Raw genomic sequence first — 20,038 nt, forward strand, 5'->3', positions numbered from 1 at the left:
CAGAAATTATTTTTAATTTTGTGACCGTGATCATATTTTCAGATGAAAATTATTGGTATAATAATGCTGCAGTTCTGCTAATTTCCCATAGAAAGGGCTTTCATTACAAGAGGCTTCAAATGCCGGATGCATCATCCGGTATCTTTTATATGCAATTCACACATGCAGCATCACAAAGGAGGAGAACATGGTCGCGCCGCATCTTCGTCTTAAAAAAACCATCCTGTACAGAATGATGGCCTTGCTTTGTATTTTCTCTCTGCTGGTTCCCATCGTTGCTCTGCCCGGAGTGTCTTTCGCCGAAGGAGAAGGGGAGGAAGAATGGCAGATGCCGGGGGCAGTCACCGGCGAGATTAACCTTAGAAATATTGATGACCGCTCGAATTACAGGCTGGAGCTTACGCAGTTGACGGGGGAGGAGCCCCTATTTGCTTCAGACTATACCTGGGATGTGGAGAGTGACGAAGCATTCCAGTTCTATGAGCTTCAACCAGGGGAATACAGGCTGGAGCTTTTCTACAAGGAGGACAGCAGGCAGGTTTATCAGTTGAATCTGGCATCAGGCGAGACTTCACATGTTGTGTTTTACCCGGATCGGGGAGGGACGGGAATTATTCAAGGCTCTGTTGCCTTTGACGGGGATTCACGAAGAGAGCCGTTCAGAATGGGACTCTATTCCTCAGCAGCTGATCTGAACTTGAATCTGGACTTGGATTATACCTTCCAAAGCTATGCATTCGTAGGCCTTCCTGAAGGCAGATACAACATGTCTGCCAATTATAAACGCATGCAGCAGCAAAGGAACAACCTCGTATTGTCAGCAGGTCAAGTGTTGAATGCAGATTACAAATTTTACGAGCAACCTGTTGAAGGTGGCTATAACCTGGCAGGCCGTCTGACTACCACAATAAGCGGGCAGTGGGTCAGTTCAATTTATTTGATTCACAATGGCGCTACTTGGCTGGTGAATCTGGATGACACAGGCTACTACAGTGTGAATGACATCCCGGCAGGAAGGTATACACTAGTTGTGTATAGTTCAAATCCGAGTCTGGATTATACCATTCAGGACTTTGAGATTGATAAGGTCCATACGGAATTCAATTATCAATATATGGGTCATTCCCCTGAGGGAACTGGAACGTTGCACGGACGCGTTATAGACCCTGAAGGTGGCTCTTTGAATAACAAGCAATTCTGGCTCAAACGCATAAAGGATGATTTCTCTTATTTGCCTGGAAGCTACAGCTGGGGAGGCATCACGGATGGAGAAGGCTCTTTTATGATGTACGGCCTGGAGCCTGGAGTATACGAATTGTCTGCCGGGGACGGAATGGTGCGCGGGGAGACAAACGTACAGATAACATCAGATACGGAATCTTATCGTAATGTTAGAACGGCTCCATTTAGCTCAGCAAAATATATTCAGGGCACGATTAAGTCTCTTGACGGGACAGCCAGGATAGGTGTTCCAGTCCGTCTCTACAGCTCTGTTCGAGATGAGCAGGAGGAATTGTTAAATGAAACGAGGTCGACTGGACAGGGTTACATTTTTAATTATCTCAACCCGGGCAGATACATCCTTAAAGCGGAAATTGATGGTGTTGAAGCTGTAAGAAACGTTGAACTGCTGCCTGATGAACCCGGCAAAATCGTAGATTTTGACAATAAAGCGCCAGTTGTATCCCGTGTATATGTTGAGGGAAGTTATCTCATCGGCAGTTCATTAACAGCGACTGGTGTCGGGTACTACGATGAAGAAAATGATGAGGAAGATACTCCCGAATACCAGTGGGTTCGCGCGGAGAGTACAGAATCGGATTACATTCCGATTGAAGGAGCAGCAGACAGAACGTATATCATACGCCCGGAGGATGCCGGCAGATATATTTCCGTGCTGTATACTCCAAAGGCCAAGACAGGGACGATTAGAGGCGAAGCCGTGAAGGGTCCTTCTCAGATCGTCGAAGATTTATCTGTTCTGAGTACAAGCGGCCGCGAGGCTGTTCAGGGGGTTCCATTTGACCTGGAGATTGAGGAAGCCAGGGATTTTCTTGGTGCTAGCATTGAAGGAGAACATCAAGTCCAGGTATGGCAGGGTGACACCTTAATTGTGGATCAAGAAGTTAATTTTGAGGCCGGCACAGGTGTTGTCAGAGGATTGGTTATTCAGCAGCTTGATGTCCACCAGTTTTTTATTCAAGTTTTGGGTGCGACAACCAGAAAACCGCTGGAGCTGATTCTTACAGAGAACCAGCCGCCAACCGGTGAGGTTCGCGTTGTGTATAAAGGGACGCCAACCCCCGGAAGCATCTTGACCGCCCAGGTTGATTATTTTGACCCTGAGGGCGATCCTGCAGGAGAGCATGAGTACCAATGGCTGGTCTACAGTGCTTATCCTCCGGAATCTCAAGGTGAGGAGCCGCCTTACCTTCTGATACCCGGGGAGGAACAAGCAAGCTACGAGGTTCGCCCGCAAGATATCGGCAAGTATATCGGGGTACGGGTGAAGCCGGTAGCTCTGACCGGAGCAACTGAAGGCGGCCTGATTTACAGTCAGCCCGTCCAAATTGAAGATTTATCTGCAATAGGGAGTATCAAGCCTTCTCATGAGCCAGTAGCAGGGGAAGCATTCGATCTTGTGCTGGATGGGATTCAAGGCTATAGCGGCCAACGATTAAATGGCAATTATACAGTTATTCTTTCAAGCCATCATGAAGAAATCAGACGAGCCGAGGTTGTCTTTGAAGAGGGAAGTGGAGTCTATACCGGACTAACATTTGATTTTCCGCAGACTTACCAGCTGAAGCTTGAAATCCTTGATCAAACAAGGGAGTTTCCGTTCGAAATAGAAGTTGCTCCTGTCAATCAGCCGCCGGCTGGTTACGCTGAGATTAGCGGTTCGCCGTTCCCTGGCAGACTGTTAACCGGCCAGCTTTATTACGAAGATCCGGAGAACGATCCCGAGGGGGATCATGAATACCAATGGCTGAAGGCGGAGCCGGATAGTAATGAGTTTACCCCGATTGAAGGCGCAGCGGGCAGTACCTACAATATCCGCGAGGAAGATGCAGGGAGTTTGATCAAGCTCCGGATCATTCCTCGTGCGGCTGCAGGGGCTCCTGAAGGCGAAGCAGTCTACAGCGAAGCCATAGAGATTGAAGACCATTCGGAAATCGCCAGCATTCAACCTGTCGGCCGTCCGGAAGCAGGTGTTCCATTCCAGCTTGCCATAAGCGGCGCACGGGAATACAGCGGCGAACTGCTTAACGGGCAACATGCCGTTCAATTTACAAGCAGTTTGGAAGGCCAGCACGAAAGCTTTCTCGTTAATTTCAATGCAGGCGAAGCTGTTATTCCCGCAATTACTTACCAGGCTGCCGGTGAATACTTTGCCCTGTTGAAAGTTGTGGATCGAGTAAAGCTGACAGGCTTCAGCCTTATTGTGGCAAAGCCTAACCAGCCGCCAACCGGTACTGTGAGCATTGCAGGATCTGCGACACCTGGAAGCAGGCTTGCCGCGGTATTTGAATGGCAGGATGAGGATGGAGATGAGCCGGGCGAGCTTGAGTACCAGTGGCAGATCGGCGGAACATTGGAGCATCCTGAGTTTGACCCGATCGTTGGCGCTACAAGCGACAGCTATCAGGTAGCTATCCGGGATGTGGGCAAGCATATCAGAGTAAGAGTGAAACCCAAGGCTGCAAGTGGGGTGCCGGAAGGTGAATATGTATACAGTAAGACTGTTGAAATTAAGGACTTATCGGATATTGAATCTATCCAGCCGGTGAATCAGCCTTTCGCAGGCAAGCCATTTGCATTGATCTTAAATGGAGTCAAGGGATACAACGGTGAACTGCTGATTGGGTTGTACACGGTAAAAGTGAAAAATGGCGATGTTGAGCTTGCAAGCCAGGAGCTAGCATTTGCAGAAGGTTCAGCGGCCATCCAAGAAGTTGTTCTGCAAACTCCAGGCGAGCAGACAATTATAGTAGAAATTGTCCAGGCCGCATCGCCCAAAACAGTCATAATAACCGTATCCAAGGTCATTCAACCGCCGACAGGCAGCCTCAGCGTGCTGGGCAATCCTGTTCCCGGCAGTTCATTGATGGCCCAAGCTGTTTATAGCAGCGACAATGAAGAGCCTGAGGGCAAACACAGCTATCAATGGTTGAGGTCAGTGAACGGAGAGTCCTTTGAGTCTATTGCCGCGGCTAGTACTGCTGAATATAATATCCAGCCAGAAGATGCCGGCTATTACATCCGGGCTGAGGTTGTTTTCCGGACGAATGATGGTGTAGAAAGCAAGCCGGTAGCGAGCACGCCTGTATATATTACAAACGCCAATCAAGTCGTAACAGGCGTTAGCTTTATTGATACAGATGCCAGAGCGGGAATCGTAAGCGGGGTAATCCGCTGGAACGGTATTGTTGATGAATCCGGCATTACAGGGTACACCGCTTATTTTGCAGACAAGGATAAACAACGTATTGGCAATTCTCTTGGAACAGCTGCAAAAGGGAGCGGGAACCATATTGCCCTGAACAAGGTCCAGCTACCCGCCGGAGCTGTGTATATCGCAGTTTTTGTCCAGACGGACAGTGGCACTGTTTCAGGAGGTATGCATATTCTTGCAGGCGACCGTTCCTCTATTGAGGAAATAAAAGCGGATTTGAAAAAGTACCTCTTCCCGCAGGTTCCGGAAGTGAGAATTAACCACATTATGTCGGCGATCCAGAATAAAACCGATATGAATGGGGACGGGGTGTTTGATAAAGAGGATGCGCGCCTGATTCTATCTCTTATTGGAATGACTTCCTAGTTGAATATCTATCAGTCTCTTTTGCAAGATAATGAATTGTAGATTAACCGCTTATATTGCTGACAAATGCACAAATGTCGAAATCCCTGCTGCGCTTCAACTGCGGCGGGGATTTCGACATTTGTATACCTGATGGAATTGCTCGGAATGATTCATTCGGAGGCCTTCTTGTTTATTCACTGTATATCACCATTTTGGCACTTGAAAGAACCCGTCATGTGAACGCATAAAAAAACTAAGTTGAATTTTCTAAATATTCAAAAATTATTGTCTGAATGCTTTGAAGTAAGGTGCCTAAATGTGGTATGATAGAGTCAGATCAAAGGAGGAGTGCCCTATGAAATACAATATCCGAGGACAAAATATCCAAGTAACTGATGCCTTACGCGACTACGTAGAGAAAAAATTAAGCCGCTTGGACAGGTATTTTGAAGCACCTCTGACCTCCGAAGTCAATGTCACTTTATCCGTAACGAAGAACAAGCATGGGATTGAAGTGACGATTCCGTTGCAAGGCACGATGCTTCGTGCAGAAGAGAAGAAGAATGAAGACATGTATGCTTCCATCGACCTGGTCGTAGATAAACTGGAGCGTCAAATTCGCAAATATAAGACAAAAATCAACCGCAAATTCCGACAAGAAGGCAGCCTGAAATCACTTCTGAAAGAAGAAGGCGGAGCGGTTAAAGTATTGGAGGAAGATGACGAGCTGGAAGTTGTCAGAACCAAGCGCTTTACACTGAAGCCTATGGATGTGGAAGAAGCTGTATTACAAATGAATATGATCGGACACTCCTTCTTTGTATTCGCGAATGCCGAATCGAAGGAAGTCAACGTTGTCTATAAACGCAGCGACGGGAAATACGGCCTGATCGAACAAAGCTGAAGCTGCACATAACAATGAACGAAAAAACCGGGCCTTACAAGGTCCGGTTTTTGGCAAATATAGGACCTCGGAAAGCGTGAAAACCTTGATGAATCAAAGACATTTCCGAATGGCGCGGCATGATCGGTAATTCCGGTTAAATGGGCAGTGCAACCCTCGGGAATTTATTTCCGTTATATGGGTAAGAAAGAAACAACGCCGCATTGCGGGAGTTGGAACAAACTGATACAATTTAGGCATTGAGGAAAAACTGAAAGGGGTTTACCATATACGATGCTCGGACTGGTGAAAAAGATATTCGGTGATGCCAATGAGCGTGAAGTGAAGCGTCTCATGCGTACCGTAGAACAAATTAACGCGATGGAGCCGGATTTTGTCAAGCTCTCTGATGAGCAGCTGCGCGGCAAAACGGATGAATTTAAGGCAAGGATTGAAAAAGGCGAAACAGCGGAACAGATTTTACCTGAGGCGTTTGCCACTGTCCGGGAAGCTTCCAAACGGACACTGGGCATGCGTCATTTTGACGTCCAGTTAATCGGCGGTATGGTACTGCATGACGGCAAAATCTCCGAGATGAAAACCGGTGAAGGTAAAACACTCGTAGCTACGCTGCCTGTATACCTGAACGCATTGCTCGGCAAAGGGGTTCATGTCGTTACGGTCAATGACTACCTGGCATCACGGGATAGCCAACTGATGGCTCAATTGTATGAATTTTTGGGCATGACTGTCGGCTGTAACCTCAATTCTTTATCCCATGAGGAGAAACAGCAAGCTTATGCTTGTGATATCACGTACGGGACGAACAACGAGTTCGGCTTTGACTACCTGCGTGACAATATGGTCTTGTACAAGGAACAGATGGTTCAGCGTCCTTTATATTTTGCAATAATTGACGAGGTCGATTCGATTCTTATTGACGAAGCGCGGACGCCTCTAATCATTTCCGGACAAGCTGCGAAATCAACGGAGCTTTATTTTGCTGCCGACCGCTTTGTCAGCCGCTTGAAGGGTGAAGAGGACTATACCGTTGATGTCAAGCTGCGCTCGGTAACGATGACAGAAGCAGGTGTGGAGAAAGCTGAGAAAGCATTCGGCATTGAAAACCTGTTTGACCACGCAAATGTTCTGCTGAACCACCATATTCAGCAGGCATTGAAGGCGCATGCCATCATGAAACGCGATGTGGACTACGTTGTACAAGATGAAGAGGTTGTCATTGTCGACGAGTTCACAGGACGTCTGATGTCCGGCCGCCGCTACAGCGACGGGCTGCACCAGGCCATTGAAGCCAAGGAGAGCCTTGAGGTTCAAAATGAAAGCATGACCCTGGCCACCATTACCTTCCAGAACTACTTCCGGATGTACCGCAAGCTGGCGGGGATGACGGGTACGGCCAAGACAGAGGAAGAAGAGTTCAAGAAAATTTACGGCCTGGATGTTATCCAAATTCCAACGAACCGTTCCATGGTCCGGAATGATATTGCTGATGTCGTTTACAAGACCGAAAACGGCAAGTTTAAGGCTGTTGTTGATGAAATTGTACAGTGTCACGCTAAAAATCAGCCGGTGCTTGTAGGTACCGTATCTATTGAAAACTCCGAGCGCCTGTCTGAAATGCTCAAACGCAAAGGGATCGCCCATAAGGTGCTCAATGCGAAGTACCATGCTGAAGAGGCGGAGATCATTTCCGATGCAGGGCAAGCCGGATCGGTTACGATCGCGACGAACATGGCCGGCCGTGGTACGGACATTTTGCTGGGTGAGCAGGTAGCCGGGCTGGGCGGTCTTCATATTATCGGCACAGAGCGTCACGAAAGCCGCCGGATCGACAATCAGCTTCGCGGACGTGCGGGACGCCAGGGTGACCCGGGATCCTCCCAATTCTATCTGTCGCTTGAGGATGAACTGATGCGCCGCTTCGGTTCTGAGAATATTATGGGCATGATGGAGCGCCTTGGATTTGACGAAGATCAGCCGATTGAGAGTCGACTTATTACCCGGGCAATCGAGTCTGCGCAGAAACGTGTCGAAGGAAATAACTTTGACCTGCGTAAAGTCGTACTTCAATATGATGATGTCATGAACCAGCAGCGTGAAATTATTTACAAGCAGCGCCGCGAAGTTTTGCAGTCTGACAATATCCGCGACATCGTTATGGATATGATCAAGCCGGTTGTCGAGCGTATCGTTGAAGCGCATTGCCCGGGCGATGAAATCCCGGAGAACTGGGATCTTCAGGCCATCGTCGATTACGCTCATGGTACCTTCCTGCATGAAGGGGCATTGGCCAAAGACGAGCTGTGGGGCAAGGAAAAAGAAGAAATTACCGAGCATGTCCTTGGCAAAGTAATCGCTCTTTACGACGAGCGCGAGGAAATGATGGGCACCGAAATGATGCGCGAGTTCGAGAAAGTTATTGTACTTCGTGCAGTAGACAGCAAGTGGATGGACCATATTGATGCAATGGATCAGTTGCGTCAGGGTATTCACCTTCGTGCATATGGCGGTACAGATCCGCTTCGTGAGTACCAGTTCGAAGGCTTTGAGATGTTCAAGGAAATGATTGAGAGCATCCAGGAGGAAGTAACCAAGTATGTCATGAAGGCGCATGTGGAGAAAAACCTGGAGCGTCAAGCGGTAGCTGAAGGCCAGGCGGTAGAGGACAGCAGCAAAACCGATCCGAAATCCAAGCCTCCAGTGCGCAAGGATGACCGTGTAGGACGCAATGATTCTTGTCCATGCGGAAGCGGCAAGAAATATAAGCAGTGTCACGGCAAATAAACGTTTTGCCGTGATGACTGTATTTTATAAGAGGTGACAGTTACAGTATGATCGACTCATCAGTTAAGCAGGATTTAAGGGAAATGGCAGCGAAACTTCAAAATTTAAGGGGGTCTCTTTGACTTAGATCTCAAAAAGGAAATGATTGAGAACTTTGAAGAGAAGATGACCGCTCCTGATTTTTGGGATGATAACGAGAAGGCCCAAGGAATTATCTCTGAGCTGAATGCCATCAAGTCGATTGTCGAGCAGTATCAAAAGCTGCAATCCGATTATGATGACTTGGAGACGATGCTGGAACTTGCGGATGAAGAAGGGGACAGCGACATGTTAGCCGAGCTTGTGGGCAGTGTATCGTCTCTTGTTTCCCGGGTTGGAGATTTCGAGCTTCAACTGCTTCTGAGCCAGCCTTATGATAAGCTCAATGCGATTTTGGAGCTTCATCCGGGTGCAGGCGGTACGGAATCCCAAGACTGGGGTCAAATGCTATACCGGATGTATACCAGATGGGTGGAGCAGCGCGGCTTCAAATATGAAATTCTGGACTATCAGGATGGAGATGAAGCTGGCATCAAGAGTGCCACGATTTTGGTCAAAGGCTATAATGCCTACGGCTATCTGAAGGCCGAAAAGGGTGTGCATCGTCTGGTGCGCATTTCTCCATTTGATGCGTCGGGCAGACGGCATACCTCCTTTGTCTCCTGTGATATCATGCCAGAGATTACAGATGACATTGAAGTTGAAATTCGCACGGAAGACTTGAAGGTCGATACGTACCGCGCAAGCGGTGCGGGTGGACAGCACGTCAATAAGACGGAATCTGCCATCCGGATCACACATATCCCGACAGGGATTGTGGTCGCTTGCCAACAGGAACGCTCACAGATTCAAAACCGGGAGCGGGCGATGAAGATGCTGCGCTCCAAGCTGTACGAGAAGAAGATCGAAGAACAGCAGCGCCACCTGGCTGAGATTCGCGGGGAACAATCGGACATAGCCTGGGGAAGCCAGATTCGTTCGTATGTATTCCATCCTTATAGTATGGTTAAGGATCACCGTACATCTATTGAAACGGGTAATGTGGGTGCAGTCATGGATGGGGACTTGGATTTGTTCATTGATGGCTACCTGCGCAACCAAATCAGCAAGGATTCTGAATCCTAACCGTTTTTTCCTTGACAAAGCGCATGGAACGTCAGTAACTGACGGGAAATGTCTCATTGCTGCGGACAAACCGGAAGCCTTTATGAGGGCGCTTTTCTTTTTATACTTAAATTGTAGACCGCATGGAATTTAAAATCCTGCGGTCTTTCGATTTTTTATCGCCCTGATTGATCAACAGCCTGGTGGTTCTAACATGGTGCCGGTTACGTCAAGACTAAGTTGCATGATGGAATGGATTTCTGCACATACTGTTCAGCAGTATTTAAATGCTTGCTTGCCATTATGCTATACGTAACACATACCTGATAAGGGAAGGGTCAAAAAGTTGAAGGTATCCGAAGGCAGCCGTGCAGCTTCGAAGAAACGTAAGCGTCATCACATACATAACCGTCCGGTACATCCTGCAAGAAAAACGGCAGGCCAACTTCTGCTGCTCTTTTTAGGCTGTTTGTTTGTGGCGGTCAGCTTTAATCTGTTCTTTGTACCTAACGGCATAGCTTCGGGGGGCGTATCCGGCATCTCCATCCTTGTGCAGAGGACTCTTGGCATTGTCCCTGCCTATACACAGTGGGCATTGAATGTGCCGCTGTTCATTGCCGGGTTGTTTGTATTTGGCAAACGATTCGCGCTGCAAACTGTGCTTGGGTCGCTTGTTCTGCCCTTATTTGTACTGATGACCTCTAGCTGGCCTTCGCCGACGACCAACCCGCTTCTTGCAGCTATTTATGGAGGCATCGGCGTTGGGGTAGGCCTCGGACTCGTGTTCCGGGGGCGCGGCTCGACAGGGGGACTTGATTTGGCAGCCCAGCTTTTACACCGGTATACCGGACTTCGTCTTGGGCTCGCATTGCCTTTGTTCGACGGTATGGTTATTGTAGCGGCAGGGCTGATTATTTCTCCTGAAAATGCGCTATATGCGCTCATTGCTTTGTTTGTAACGAGCAAGACGATTGATATTATGCAGACAGGATTGCTGGTATCCAAAGTAGCCTTCATTATTTCATCAAAAACAGAGGAGATTGGCAACAGTGTCCTCCAAGATCTGGATCGGGGGATGACCCGGCTAATTGCGCAGGGCGGCTATACCGGGGAGGAACGTCCCATTCTCATGGTTGTTGTCAGCCAGAACGAGGTATCCAAGTTAAAGTCGCTTGTTCAGGCCGTTGATCCAGGGGCTTTTGTCATTATTAGCGATACGGCCGAGGTCCTGGGGGAAGGATTTAAAAGGACTGAATAATCATTGTATTTATATAAATCGTAATGTATAATAATTCAAAGTTGGATGTCCGGTGTTTGAACCCGCTATGGGTGCTATATGTAATATATATCTACATGATTTTACTTCATATATATAATGATAAGGATGGGAGAGAGCAGGAATGAGTAACCAGATTAATGTTGCGGTTGTGGGATCTACAGGCTATGGCGGGGTTGAACTGATTCGTCTGCTGGAAGCCCACCCCCTTGTGGAAATTACGTCCGTTATTTCTTCTTCCTCAGCTGGCGCGCCCATTGCTGAGGGTTTTCCGCATTTGACGGAAATCCGTACGGAACTTCTTGACGGTGTTGATGCGGCAGTCATCAGCAGCAAGGCTGAGCTTGTATTTCTGGCTACGCCTGCTGGTGTAGCAGCCCAATTGACGCCTCAAATGCTCGAAGCAGGCTTAAAGGTTATCGATCTCTCAGGTGATTTGAGACTTAAATCCGCAGCTTTATATGAGCAATGGTATAAAAAACCCGCTGCTGAGCCTGTATTGCTGGAGCAAGCTGTATATGGGCTGGCTGAGGTGTACGGCAGTGATGTACAGGGAGAGGCTCTGATTTCCAATCCGGGTTGTTACCCTACAGCTACATTGCTTGGGCTGATACCGGCAGTAGCTGCTGGCTGGATCGATCCGGCTACTATTATTATTGATGCCAAATCCGGTGTGTCCGGGGCAGGCCGCGGTGCAAGCCTGGGAACGCATTATTCCGAGCTGAATGAGAACTTCAAAGCTTATAAAATTAATAAGCATCAACATATACCAGAAATCGAGCAGGTTTTGGCCCGTGTAACCGGCAAGCCTGTTGTCACCACGTTTACCACGCATCTTGTACCGATGACACGCGGAATTATGTGTACGATGTATGCTACCATTTCAGGTGAGCACAGCACACAGGCTTTCATAGACTTGTACCGTCGTTACTATGAAGGCCGCAAGTTTGTGAGAGTTCGTCCCGAAGGTCAATGGCCGTCAACCAAAGAGGTGTCCGGCTCCAATTATTGCGACATCGGGTTTGCAGTTGATGAGCGTACGGGCAGAGTGACCATTGTGTCGGTTATTGATAATTTGGTCAAAGGTGCGGCCGGTCAAGCGATTCAGAATTTGAACTTGATGATGGGCTGGGACGAGGCGCTCGGGCTTAATTTTGTTCCGGTTTACCCGTGATGATGATGGCGCTATAGAGGCCGCTGCGTGGAAAAGTTCATCTTCCGATTCCCTCTTGCCCCCGAATTACGTTTGATTTGAATCCGATAAGGATCGTATTCGGGGGCAAATGGAACCGCTACGCTTCTACAGATGAATCTTTTCCACTGCGCTAACTTAGCGCCCAGGGGAAACAATGGATACAAAATGAATACGACCTTGCAAAACATTTATGAAGAAGAGCCTTGGGTAATCGGCTCTTCACTATATATCCCCCTTCTTCAATGCAAAACAGTAGTTGGCGGAGGGATGAAGGGTTTCTGGAGAAACGAAGTGGTTGCCTTTAAAGGCTGATTTCTTCCCTTGTATCATTATGAAATGAGAGAAATCAGTCTTTAACAGCAATCGGAAGAAATCCTTCATACTGTAGCCTTCTACCTGTTTTGCAAGCAACTATTATTTCGCGGAACGCTGCTGCCTGAATGGGCGGTATAGAACTAGAACCTGACTGCTGTACAACAGCAAGCCACGATTCATGTCTGACTGCAGCCGTTTACGCTTGACAAAGGAGTATGAACGCGTCATGGAACAGGGCACTGGAGAAGTCTTCAAAGTTTTACCGGAGGGTTCGATTACTACGCCTAAGGGCTTTATGGCAGGGGGACTACATTGCGGACTGAAAAAAACAACGCGTCATGATTTGGGTGCGATTATCTGTGAGGTTCCGGCTGCTGCAGCCGGTGTCTACACTTTGAACAAGGTTCAGGCAGCACCGATTAAGGTAACGAAAGACAGTATTGCAGCGGGAGGCACCCTCCGTGCAGTGCTTGTAAATAGCGGCAACGCCAATGCGTGTACAGGGCAGCAAGGGGAAGAAGATGCATTTCAGATGCGGAAGTCTTTTGCCGAAGCAGCAGGTATTTCTGAACATGAGGTAGCGGTTGCTTCCACTGGGGTAATCGGTGAGCTTCTCAAGATGGATCGCGTTTTGGATGGTATCGCTGCATTGCCTCCAAAGTTCGGAAATACTGCCGCAGCTTCCGAGGATTTCTGCCAGGCGATTTTGACGACAGACCTGGTTCAGAAGATGGTTTGCGTCTCCGTAGAGATTGACGGCAAAACGGTGCATGTAGCAGGGGCTGCCAAAGGCTCCGGCATGATTCATCCGAATATGGCAACCATGCTCGGCTTTGTAACGACGGATGCCAAAGTTGGCAGTGAAGCTCTTCAGCAATTGCTTGGGCAGGCAACCGACCTGACCTTTAATATGATTACGGTAGATGGAGATACGAGCACGAATGACATGCTGGTGGCAATGGCCAGCGGCTTGGCGGAGAATAACGAGCTTACACCAGTGCATCCGGATTATTCGGCATTTGCTGCCGCGGTTCAATATGTCTGCGAAGTGCTGGCAAAGGCAATTGCCCGTGATGGCGAAGGGGCAACCAAACTGATCGAGGTACAGGTTGAAGGAGCAGAGAATAATGAATCTGCACGTGCGATTGCGAAGACGATTATCGGGTCCTCGCTGGTGAAATCCGCTGTATTCGGGGCAGATGCGAACTGGGGACGGATTATCGCTGCTGCGGGACGTGCAGGGGAGCCGCTTAACCCGGATACTGTAGATATTTCCCTGGGAGATATCGAGACTTTAAGGCAGTCCAAACCTGTCGTGTTTGACGAGGAAGCAGCACTGGAATATTTGAAGGGCGATACGGTTGTCATTCGCGTCCATCTGCATTTGGGCGAAGGCCGGGCGATCGGCTGGGGCTGTGATTTGACCTATGATTACGTCCGGATTAACGCAGCTTACCGGACCTGATTTCGGGAAATACCGTTAGAATGAAGGAGCAATGGGGATGAAGGAACAGCGGTTTGTAATGAAATGCGGGGGAAGCACATTGGCGGCGCTGCCCGCCTCCTTTTTTGATGACTTGCGCCATTTGCAGGAGCAGGGCGTGCGTCCTGTCATTGTACACGGCGGCGGTCCGGCGATCTCGGAGACACTCGGCAAGCTCGGGATTGAATCTGAATTCGTGAATGGTCTGCGAAAAACCAGTGATGCCGTACTCGATGTCGTCGAGATGGTACTGGCAGGACGAATTAATAAGGAAATTGTCCGCAAGATTGGGCAAAGCGGAGCCAAGGCGCTCGGAATTTCCGGTGTTGACGGCGGCTTGATTCAGGCGCAGCCGGTAGCGAATCATGCGGAAATCGGATTTGTGGGCGATGTGACGGACGTAAATGCGGCTATTATTGAGGGCATTATGACGATGGAATACATTCCGGTCATTGCGCCAATCGGGATTGACCCGGCAGGACAGCGTTATAACATTAATGCCGATACAGCAGCGGGAGCAGTCGCTTCCCATCTCGGCGTAGAGCGGATGATTGTCGTTACGGATGTCCCGGGCATTCTCAAGGAAGTTGACGGCGTGAAAAAGGTGCTGCCAACCGTAACGATTGACGAGATTGAGGCGATGATAGCGAGCGGTGAAATTTACGGCGGCATGATTCCAAAGGTGCGCGCGGCTATCCAGTGCATTCAAGGATGTGTCAGCGAGGTTGTCATTGTCAGCGGTGAGGAAGAGGCGGTTCTCAGCAAGGTGCTGCAGGGCAGCGAGGCAGGCACACGAATTATAAAATCGGAATAGAAGGCAGGGGAAGATCATGAGTGAAGCAGCACAAAGAGGGGGCGCGTTGTTCCCGACATATGCAAGATATCCGATTGCGCTGGTGAAGGGCGACGGGAGCTGGCTTTGGGATGAACAGGGCAACAAGTATCTGGATTTCATGTGCGGCATTGCAGTAACTAATCTGGGGCATGCTCCCAAGACCGTCAAGGAAGCATTGGTAAAGCAGCTTGATGAACTGTGGCATGTATCCAACCTGTTTCATATTCCGAATCAGGAGGCCGCGGCAAGCCTGCTGACAGAGAACAGTTGTGCAGATGCCGTGTTCTTCTGTAATTCCGGTGCGGAAGCGAATGAAGCTGCCATCAAGCTGGCCCGCCGCTATCACCAGAAAGTGCTGAACAATGGACGCTACGAAGTCATTACACTGACCAATTCCTTCCACGGACGTACGCTGGCAACGCTGACCGCAACCGGACAGGATAAAGTGAAGGAAGGTTTTGGCCCGCTGCCTGAAGGCTTCCGCTATGTTCCGCTGCATGATCAGGCAGCTCTGGAAGCGGCAGTAAGCGAGCATACCGCTGCTATTATGCTGGAGACCGTGCAAGCTGAGGGTGGCGTATATCCTGTACAGCAGGAATATCTCGAATTCGTTCGCGGGCTGTGCGACAAGCACGGTGTGCTGCTTATTATTGATGAAATTCAGACCGGTATGGGACGGACAGGAAAGCTGTTCTCTTACGAGCACTATAGTGTGGAGCCGGATATTTTTACACTGGCAAAAGGTCTCGGAAGCGGCTTCCCGGTCGGGGCGATGCTGGCCAAGGAGAAGCTGCGTGACGCATTTGCTCCCGGCAGCCATGGTTCCACCTTTGGCGGAACGCCAATTGCTACAGCTGCGGTTAAAGCAACGGTTGAAACGATCGTTCAGGACCGTGTTGCAGACCAAGCAGCGCAAACAGGTGCTTATTTGACCGGAAAGCTTAAAGAAACTTTGTCCGGTAATCCGTTCGTTAAGGATATTCGCGGCAAGGGGCTGATTATCGGCATCGAATGCGCAGAGCCGGTTTCCGATCTCGTTACGGAAGCGCGAAACCGCGGCCTGCTCGTTGTAACCGCAGGACCTAATGTGATTCGGCTGCTGCCTAGCTTGATTATAACGAATGAAGAAATTGACCACGGGGTGCAAATTCTGTCCACGCTTCTGGCGGAACAGGCGACATCTATTGTGAAATCATAATTGAAGGAGTGAAAGCAATGCAGGGCACACTCAATGAAGAGCTGGCAGTCAGCTTGAAAGGACGGGACTTCCTTGGACTGGCGGACTACACGCCGGAGGAGATCCGTTATCTTATCGATCTCGGCATTGAGCTGAAGCGCAAGCAAAAGGCTGGGGAAATCTATCAGCCGCTCAAAGGAAAAACACTGGGGATGGTATTCGAAAAATCTTCGACCCGTACCCGCGTATCGTTCGAGGTGGGCATGTACCAGCTCGGAGGCCATGCGTTGTTCTTGAGCCGCAATGATCTGCAAATCGGACGCGGTGAGCCAATTTCAGATACCGCACAGGTCATGTCCCGCTATCTGGATGGAATTATGATCCGTACCTTTGCGCACCGCACGGTTGTTGATCTGGCGAGAGGAGCGACCATTCCGGTTATTAACGGGCTGACTGACCGTTCCCACCCTTGTCAGGCGCTGGCCGATTACCAGACCGTTCTGGAGCACAAAGGCAAGCTTGAAGGCTTGAAGGTTGCATATATCGGAGACGGCAACAATATGTTACATTCTTTAGTAATGGGCGCAGCGAAGCTGGGCATGCATATTTCCGTTGCCAGTCCGGTTGGCTACGAAGCGGAAGAGGACATTATCAGCCAGAGCAAGAGCATTGCTTCCCAGACCGGGTCGCAAATTGTGGTCTGTAATGATCCGAAGGAAGCGATTGCCGATGCGGATATTGTTTATACCGATGTCTGGGCAAGCATGGGCTTTGAAGCGGAGCAGAAGGAACGTGAACAGGCATTCGCGAATTACCAGGTGAACGATGAGCTCGTGAAATATGCGAAAAAGGACTACTTGTTCATGCACTGTCTGCCTGCCCACCGTGGCGAGGAAGTTAGTGAGGGTGTCATCGACGGCAAACAATCCATTATTTTCGACCAGGCAGAGAACAGGCTTCATGCGCAAAAAGCAATTATGGCTGCACTTATGTAGAGGGAGAGGATTTTAGCAATGGCAAAGGATAAAATTGTATTGGCATACTCGGGCGGTCTGGATACTTCGGTTATCCTGAAATGGCTCAAAGAAACCTATGATGCGGAAATCATCGCGTTCACTGCAGACATTGGACAGAAGGAAGAACTGGACGGTCTGGAGGAAAAAGCGCTCGCGACAGGTGCTTCCAAAGTATATATTGATGACCTGCGCGAGGAGTTCGCCACAGATTTCATCAACCCGATGTTCCAGGCTGGAGCGCTGTATGAAGGCCAATATTTGCTCGGAACTTCCATTGCCCGTCCATTGATCGCCAAGCGGATGGTGGATATCGCCAGAGCGGAAGGCGCAATCGCAATTGCGCACGGCGCAACAGGCAAAGGAAATGACCAGGTGCGTTTTGAACTGACGGCTGCTGCTCTTGCTCCTGAAATTGGTGTTATTGCGCCATGGCGTCTGGAGAGCTTCCGTGAGCAATTCCCGGGACGTGCAGAAATGATCGCATATGCCGAGAAACACGGCATTCCGGTTCAGGCTTCCGCTTCCAAGCCATACTCCATGGACCGCAACCTGCTGCATATCAGCTTTGAGAGCGGAATGTTGGAAGATCCTTGGTTTGATGCAAGTGCGGATGAGAACCGCGATATGTATGTGCTGAGCGTGTCTCCTGAGGAAGCTCCGGATCAGGCTGAATATGTGGAGCTGACATTCGAGGGCGGAATTGTAACGGCAGTCAATGGCGAATCCTTGAGCCCGCTGGGCGTGATGGATAAGCTGAACGAGCTGGGCGGCAAACACGGTATCGGTCGCGTAGATATGGTAGAGAACCGTTTTGTCGGCATGAAGAGCCGCGGCGTATATGAGACGCCTGGTGGTACAATTTTGTTCACTGCACACCGCAAAATGGAATCCCTTACGATGGACCGTGAGGTTATGCATCTGCGTGATTCCCTGATTTCCAAATACAGCATTCTGGTATACAACGGTTTCTGGTTTGCGCCTGAGCGTCTGGCGCTGCAGGCACTGGTATCCGAGAGCCAGAAGAATGTAACAGGCGTTGTACGTCTGAAGCTATACAAAGGCAATGTTATCGGCGCAGGCGTGAAAAGCCCTGTCAGCCTTTACAATCCTGATATTGCAACGATGGAAGCTGATCCTACGCAAGCTTATGACCAAGGGGATGCAACTGGATTTATCCGTCTTAACGCCCTGCGATTGAAGGTTTCCTCCGGTGTGGAGCAAAGCCGCGAATAGGACGTTTACGAACCGGATTTTGAAAGGAGTGTTCATACCGTGAGCAAATTATGGGGCGGACGTTTTACGAAAAAAACCGACCAATTGGTTGAAGAATATACAGCTTCGATTTCGTTTGACAAGGAGCTTGCACAAGAAGATATCCAGGGCAGCCTGGCTCATGTTACGATGCTGGGCAAGCAGGGCATTCTCCCTGCCGAAGACGTGGAGGCCATTCAGGATGGTCTTCACCGTGTGCTTCAGCGCATTAAGCGCGGGGAAATCGAGTTTGCGATAGCGGACGAAGATATTCATATGAATATTGAAAAGACACTGATCGACGATATCGGTCCGGTAGGCGGCAAGCTGCATACCGGACGCAGCCGTAACGATCAGGTTGCAACCGATATGCATCTGTACCTGCGCAAGCGGGTTGTGGAATTCGTTGGTCTGCTGCAAAAGCTTCAAGAAGCGCTTGTCGGACAAGCCAAGGAAAATCTCGATACGATCGTACCGGGCTATACGCATTTGCAGCGGGCGCAGCCCATTTTGTTTGCGCATCATCTGATGGCATATGTGTCCATGTTCGGACGGGATATTGAGCGTCTTCAGGACAGCTACAAGCGGATCAACACGCTGCCGCTGGGAGCCGGGGCGCTTGCGGGGACAACGTTCCCGATTGACCGTCATTTTGTAGCGGAGCAGCTTGGCTTTGACCGTGTCTATGAGAACAGTCTTGATGCGGTAAGCGACCGTGACTTCATCGTGGAGTTTCTGTCGCATGCTGCGCTGGTCATGATGCACTTGTCCCGTTTGAGCGAGGAGCTCATTCTGTGGTCAAGCACAGAATTCCGCTTCGTCGAGCTGGATGACGCGTTCTGCACGGGCAGCAGCATTATGCCGCAGAAGAAAAACCCGGATGTGCCGGAGCTTGTCCGTGGCAAGACCGGCCGCGTCTATGGCGATCTGATGGGGCTTCTGACCGTTCTCAAATCGTTGCCGCTTGCGTATAACAAAGATATGCAGGAAGACAAGGAGGGCATGTTTGACACCGTACGTACGATGCAGGGAGCGCTTCAATTGTTCGCTCCGATGATTGCGACGATGAAGGTGAACAAGCAGCAGATGCGCCAGGCTGTCAATCAGGATTTCTCCAATGCGACAGATATCGCGGACTTCCTCGTTGGCAAAGGCTTGCCGTTCCGCCAGGCTCATGAAGTGATCGGCAAAACGGTACTGTACTGCATCGAGAATAATAAGTATCTTCTTGATCTGACTCTGGATGAGTTCAAGCAATTCTCTCCGCTGTTCGATGACCGCATCTATCAAGTGCTTCAGCCGGAGCAGGTTGTCAACGCCCGTAATGTTTACGGCGGCACGGCGACGGTACAGGTTGAAGCGGCGATCGGGCGTGCTGAGCAGCAGCTTGCGCAAACAGCGACCTGGGTTGAAGAATATTTGGAGAAGAGCAAATAGGGGAAGTCTCGTGTCCCGGCTCTTTATAAGCCAGCTGGATATCAGGGCTGTTGTCTCTTTACAGACAGCAGCCCTTTTGGCTGTGCGTCCCTGTCAAACGTCTGTGAAAATGTCACTCTAATTGTGCTATGAAAATGTCACTTGTTAAAATGAAGGTCTCTGTTACCAGAAGGCCTCTGGATAGCTATTGTGCTGCGAATACATGGCATCTTGGAACGAACGTTGTTTTGTGTTACGCTTAGTGATGTTGTTGTCATACGTGGTTTTCCACGGATGATCTTTGGCGGGTTTGCGTGGCTGCGCAGAACCCGTCTTTTCTTTTGGGGTGAGAACGGGATCACGGCTTGGACGGTCCGTCGCTTGGAGCGCAAACGCCTGTCCGTACATCCAGAGCAATACCTCACCTTCCAGCGTTTCG

The 20,038-nt window shown here is 49.6% G+C and carries 12 protein-coding genes and 1 pseudogene; 12 read left to right on the forward strand and 1 reads right to left on the reverse strand.

Translation table 11 applies throughout. From position 1 onward, the window contains the following. Positions 1-187 precede the first annotated feature (187 nt). The 12 genes from H583_RS0103715 to argH all read left to right on the forward strand — a co-directional run bounded on the left by H583_RS0103715 (position 188) and on the right by argH (position 19,620). The gene (locus tag H583_RS0103715; protein WP_028559288.1) at positions 188-4,822 is read left to right on the forward strand and encodes a hypothetical protein; all 4,635 of its coding nucleotides are present in this window, start codon (positions 188-190) and stop codon (positions 4,820-4,822) included. A 337-nt stretch (positions 4,823-5,159) separates the two neighbouring features. Continuing rightward, on the forward strand, positions 5,160-5,708 hold the full coding sequence (gene hpf, locus H583_RS0103720; protein ID WP_028559289.1) for a ribosome hibernation-promoting factor, HPF/YfiA family: 549 nt from the start codon (positions 5,160-5,162) through the stop codon (positions 5,706-5,708). Positions 5,709-5,981: 273 nt separating this feature from the next. Beyond that, the gene (gene secA / locus H583_RS0103725; RefSeq protein ID WP_028559290.1) at positions 5,982-8,492 is read left to right on the forward strand and encodes a preprotein translocase subunit SecA; all 2,511 of its coding nucleotides are present in this window, start codon (positions 5,982-5,984) and stop codon (positions 8,490-8,492) included. A 47-nt stretch (positions 8,493-8,539) separates the two neighbouring features. Then, positions 8,540-9,656, forward strand: a protein-coding gene (prfB, locus tag H583_RS0103730; RefSeq protein ID WP_154665794.1) for a peptide chain release factor 2 whose coding sequence is annotated in 2 segments (ribosomal slippage) — positions 8,540-8,611 and positions 8,613-9,656 — 1,116 coding nt in all. Because the reading frame shifts where the segments join, the coding sequence is not laid out codon by codon here. Positions 9,657-9,981: 325 nt separating this feature from the next. Then, on the forward strand, positions 9,982-10,893 hold the full coding sequence (locus H583_RS0103735) for a YitT family protein (protein WP_028559292.1): 912 nt from the start codon (positions 9,982-9,984) through the stop codon (positions 10,891-10,893). A gap of 142 nt (positions 10,894-11,035) precedes the next feature. Further along, the gene (gene argC, locus H583_RS0103740; protein WP_028559293.1) at positions 11,036-12,085 is read left to right on the forward strand and encodes an N-acetyl-gamma-glutamyl-phosphate reductase; all 1,050 of its coding nucleotides are present in this window, start codon (positions 11,036-11,038) and stop codon (positions 12,083-12,085) included. 562 nt (positions 12,086-12,647) lie between these two features. Next, a complete protein-coding gene (gene argJ / locus H583_RS0103750) occupies positions 12,648-13,886 on the forward strand; it encodes a bifunctional ornithine acetyltransferase/N-acetylglutamate synthase (RefSeq protein ID WP_028559294.1) in 1,239 nt (412 codons plus the stop codon). Between the two features lie 37 nt (positions 13,887-13,923). Beyond that, positions 13,924-14,718: an acetylglutamate kinase gene (gene argB / locus H583_RS0103755; RefSeq protein ID WP_028559295.1), complete on the forward strand. Its 795-nt coding sequence runs from the start codon at positions 13,924-13,926 to the stop codon at positions 14,716-14,718. Between the two features lie 16 nt (positions 14,719-14,734). Continuing rightward, complete coding sequence (locus H583_RS0103760) at positions 14,735-15,937, forward strand: acetylornithine transaminase (RefSeq protein WP_028559296.1); 1,203 nt, start codon at positions 14,735-14,737, stop codon at positions 15,935-15,937. A 17-nt stretch (positions 15,938-15,954) separates the two neighbouring features. Next, on the forward strand, positions 15,955-16,911 hold the full coding sequence (gene argF, locus H583_RS0103765; protein WP_028559297.1) for an ornithine carbamoyltransferase: 957 nt from the start codon (positions 15,955-15,957) through the stop codon (positions 16,909-16,911). Between the two features lie 18 nt (positions 16,912-16,929). Next, a complete protein-coding gene (locus H583_RS0103770; protein WP_028559298.1) occupies positions 16,930-18,165 on the forward strand; it encodes an argininosuccinate synthase in 1,236 nt (411 codons plus the stop codon). A gap of 39 nt (positions 18,166-18,204) precedes the next feature. Then, the gene (argH, locus tag H583_RS0103775; protein WP_028559299.1) at positions 18,205-19,620 is read left to right on the forward strand and encodes an argininosuccinate lyase; all 1,416 of its coding nucleotides are present in this window, start codon (positions 18,205-18,207) and stop codon (positions 19,618-19,620) included. 162 nt (positions 19,621-19,782) lie between these two features. Here the strand turns inward: argH and H583_RS37000 are convergent. After that, a pseudogene (locus H583_RS37000) lies at positions 19,783-20,038 on the reverse strand (ISNCY family transposase); the annotation flags it as partial.

Source organism: Paenibacillus pinihumi DSM 23905 = JCM 16419 (genome assembly GCF_000422505.1).
GTDB classification, from domain to species: Bacteria; Bacillota; Bacilli; order Paenibacillales; family Paenibacillaceae; genus Paenibacillus_D; species Paenibacillus_D pinihumi.

What these genes read in the sequence shown, in the direction of transcription:
- argC (WP_028559293.1), top strand. Translation starts at nt 11,036, where the DNA reads ATGAGTAACCAGATTAATGTTGCGGTTGTGGGATCTACAGGCTATGGC.
- H583_RS0103770 (WP_028559298.1), top strand. Translation starts at nt 16,930, where the DNA reads ATGGCAAAGGATAAAATTGTATTGGCATACTCGGGCGGTCTGGATACT.
- H583_RS0103760 (WP_028559296.1), top strand. Translation starts at nt 14,735, where the DNA reads ATGAGTGAAGCAGCACAAAGAGGGGGCGCGTTGTTCCCGACATATGCA.
- hpf (WP_028559289.1), top strand. Translation starts at nt 5,160, where the DNA reads ATGAAATACAATATCCGAGGACAAAATATCCAAGTAACTGATGCCTTA.
- argJ (WP_028559294.1), top strand. Translation starts at nt 12,648, where the DNA reads ATGGAACAGGGCACTGGAGAAGTCTTCAAAGTTTTACCGGAGGGTTCG.
- H583_RS0103715 (WP_028559288.1), top strand. Translation starts at nt 188, where the DNA reads ATGGTCGCGCCGCATCTTCGTCTTAAAAAAACCATCCTGTACAGAATG.
- argB (WP_028559295.1), top strand. Translation starts at nt 13,924, where the DNA reads ATGAAGGAACAGCGGTTTGTAATGAAATGCGGGGGAAGCACATTGGCG.
- argF (WP_028559297.1), top strand. Translation starts at nt 15,955, where the DNA reads ATGCAGGGCACACTCAATGAAGAGCTGGCAGTCAGCTTGAAAGGACGG.
- secA (WP_028559290.1), top strand. Translation starts at nt 5,982, where the DNA reads ATGCTCGGACTGGTGAAAAAGATATTCGGTGATGCCAATGAGCGTGAA.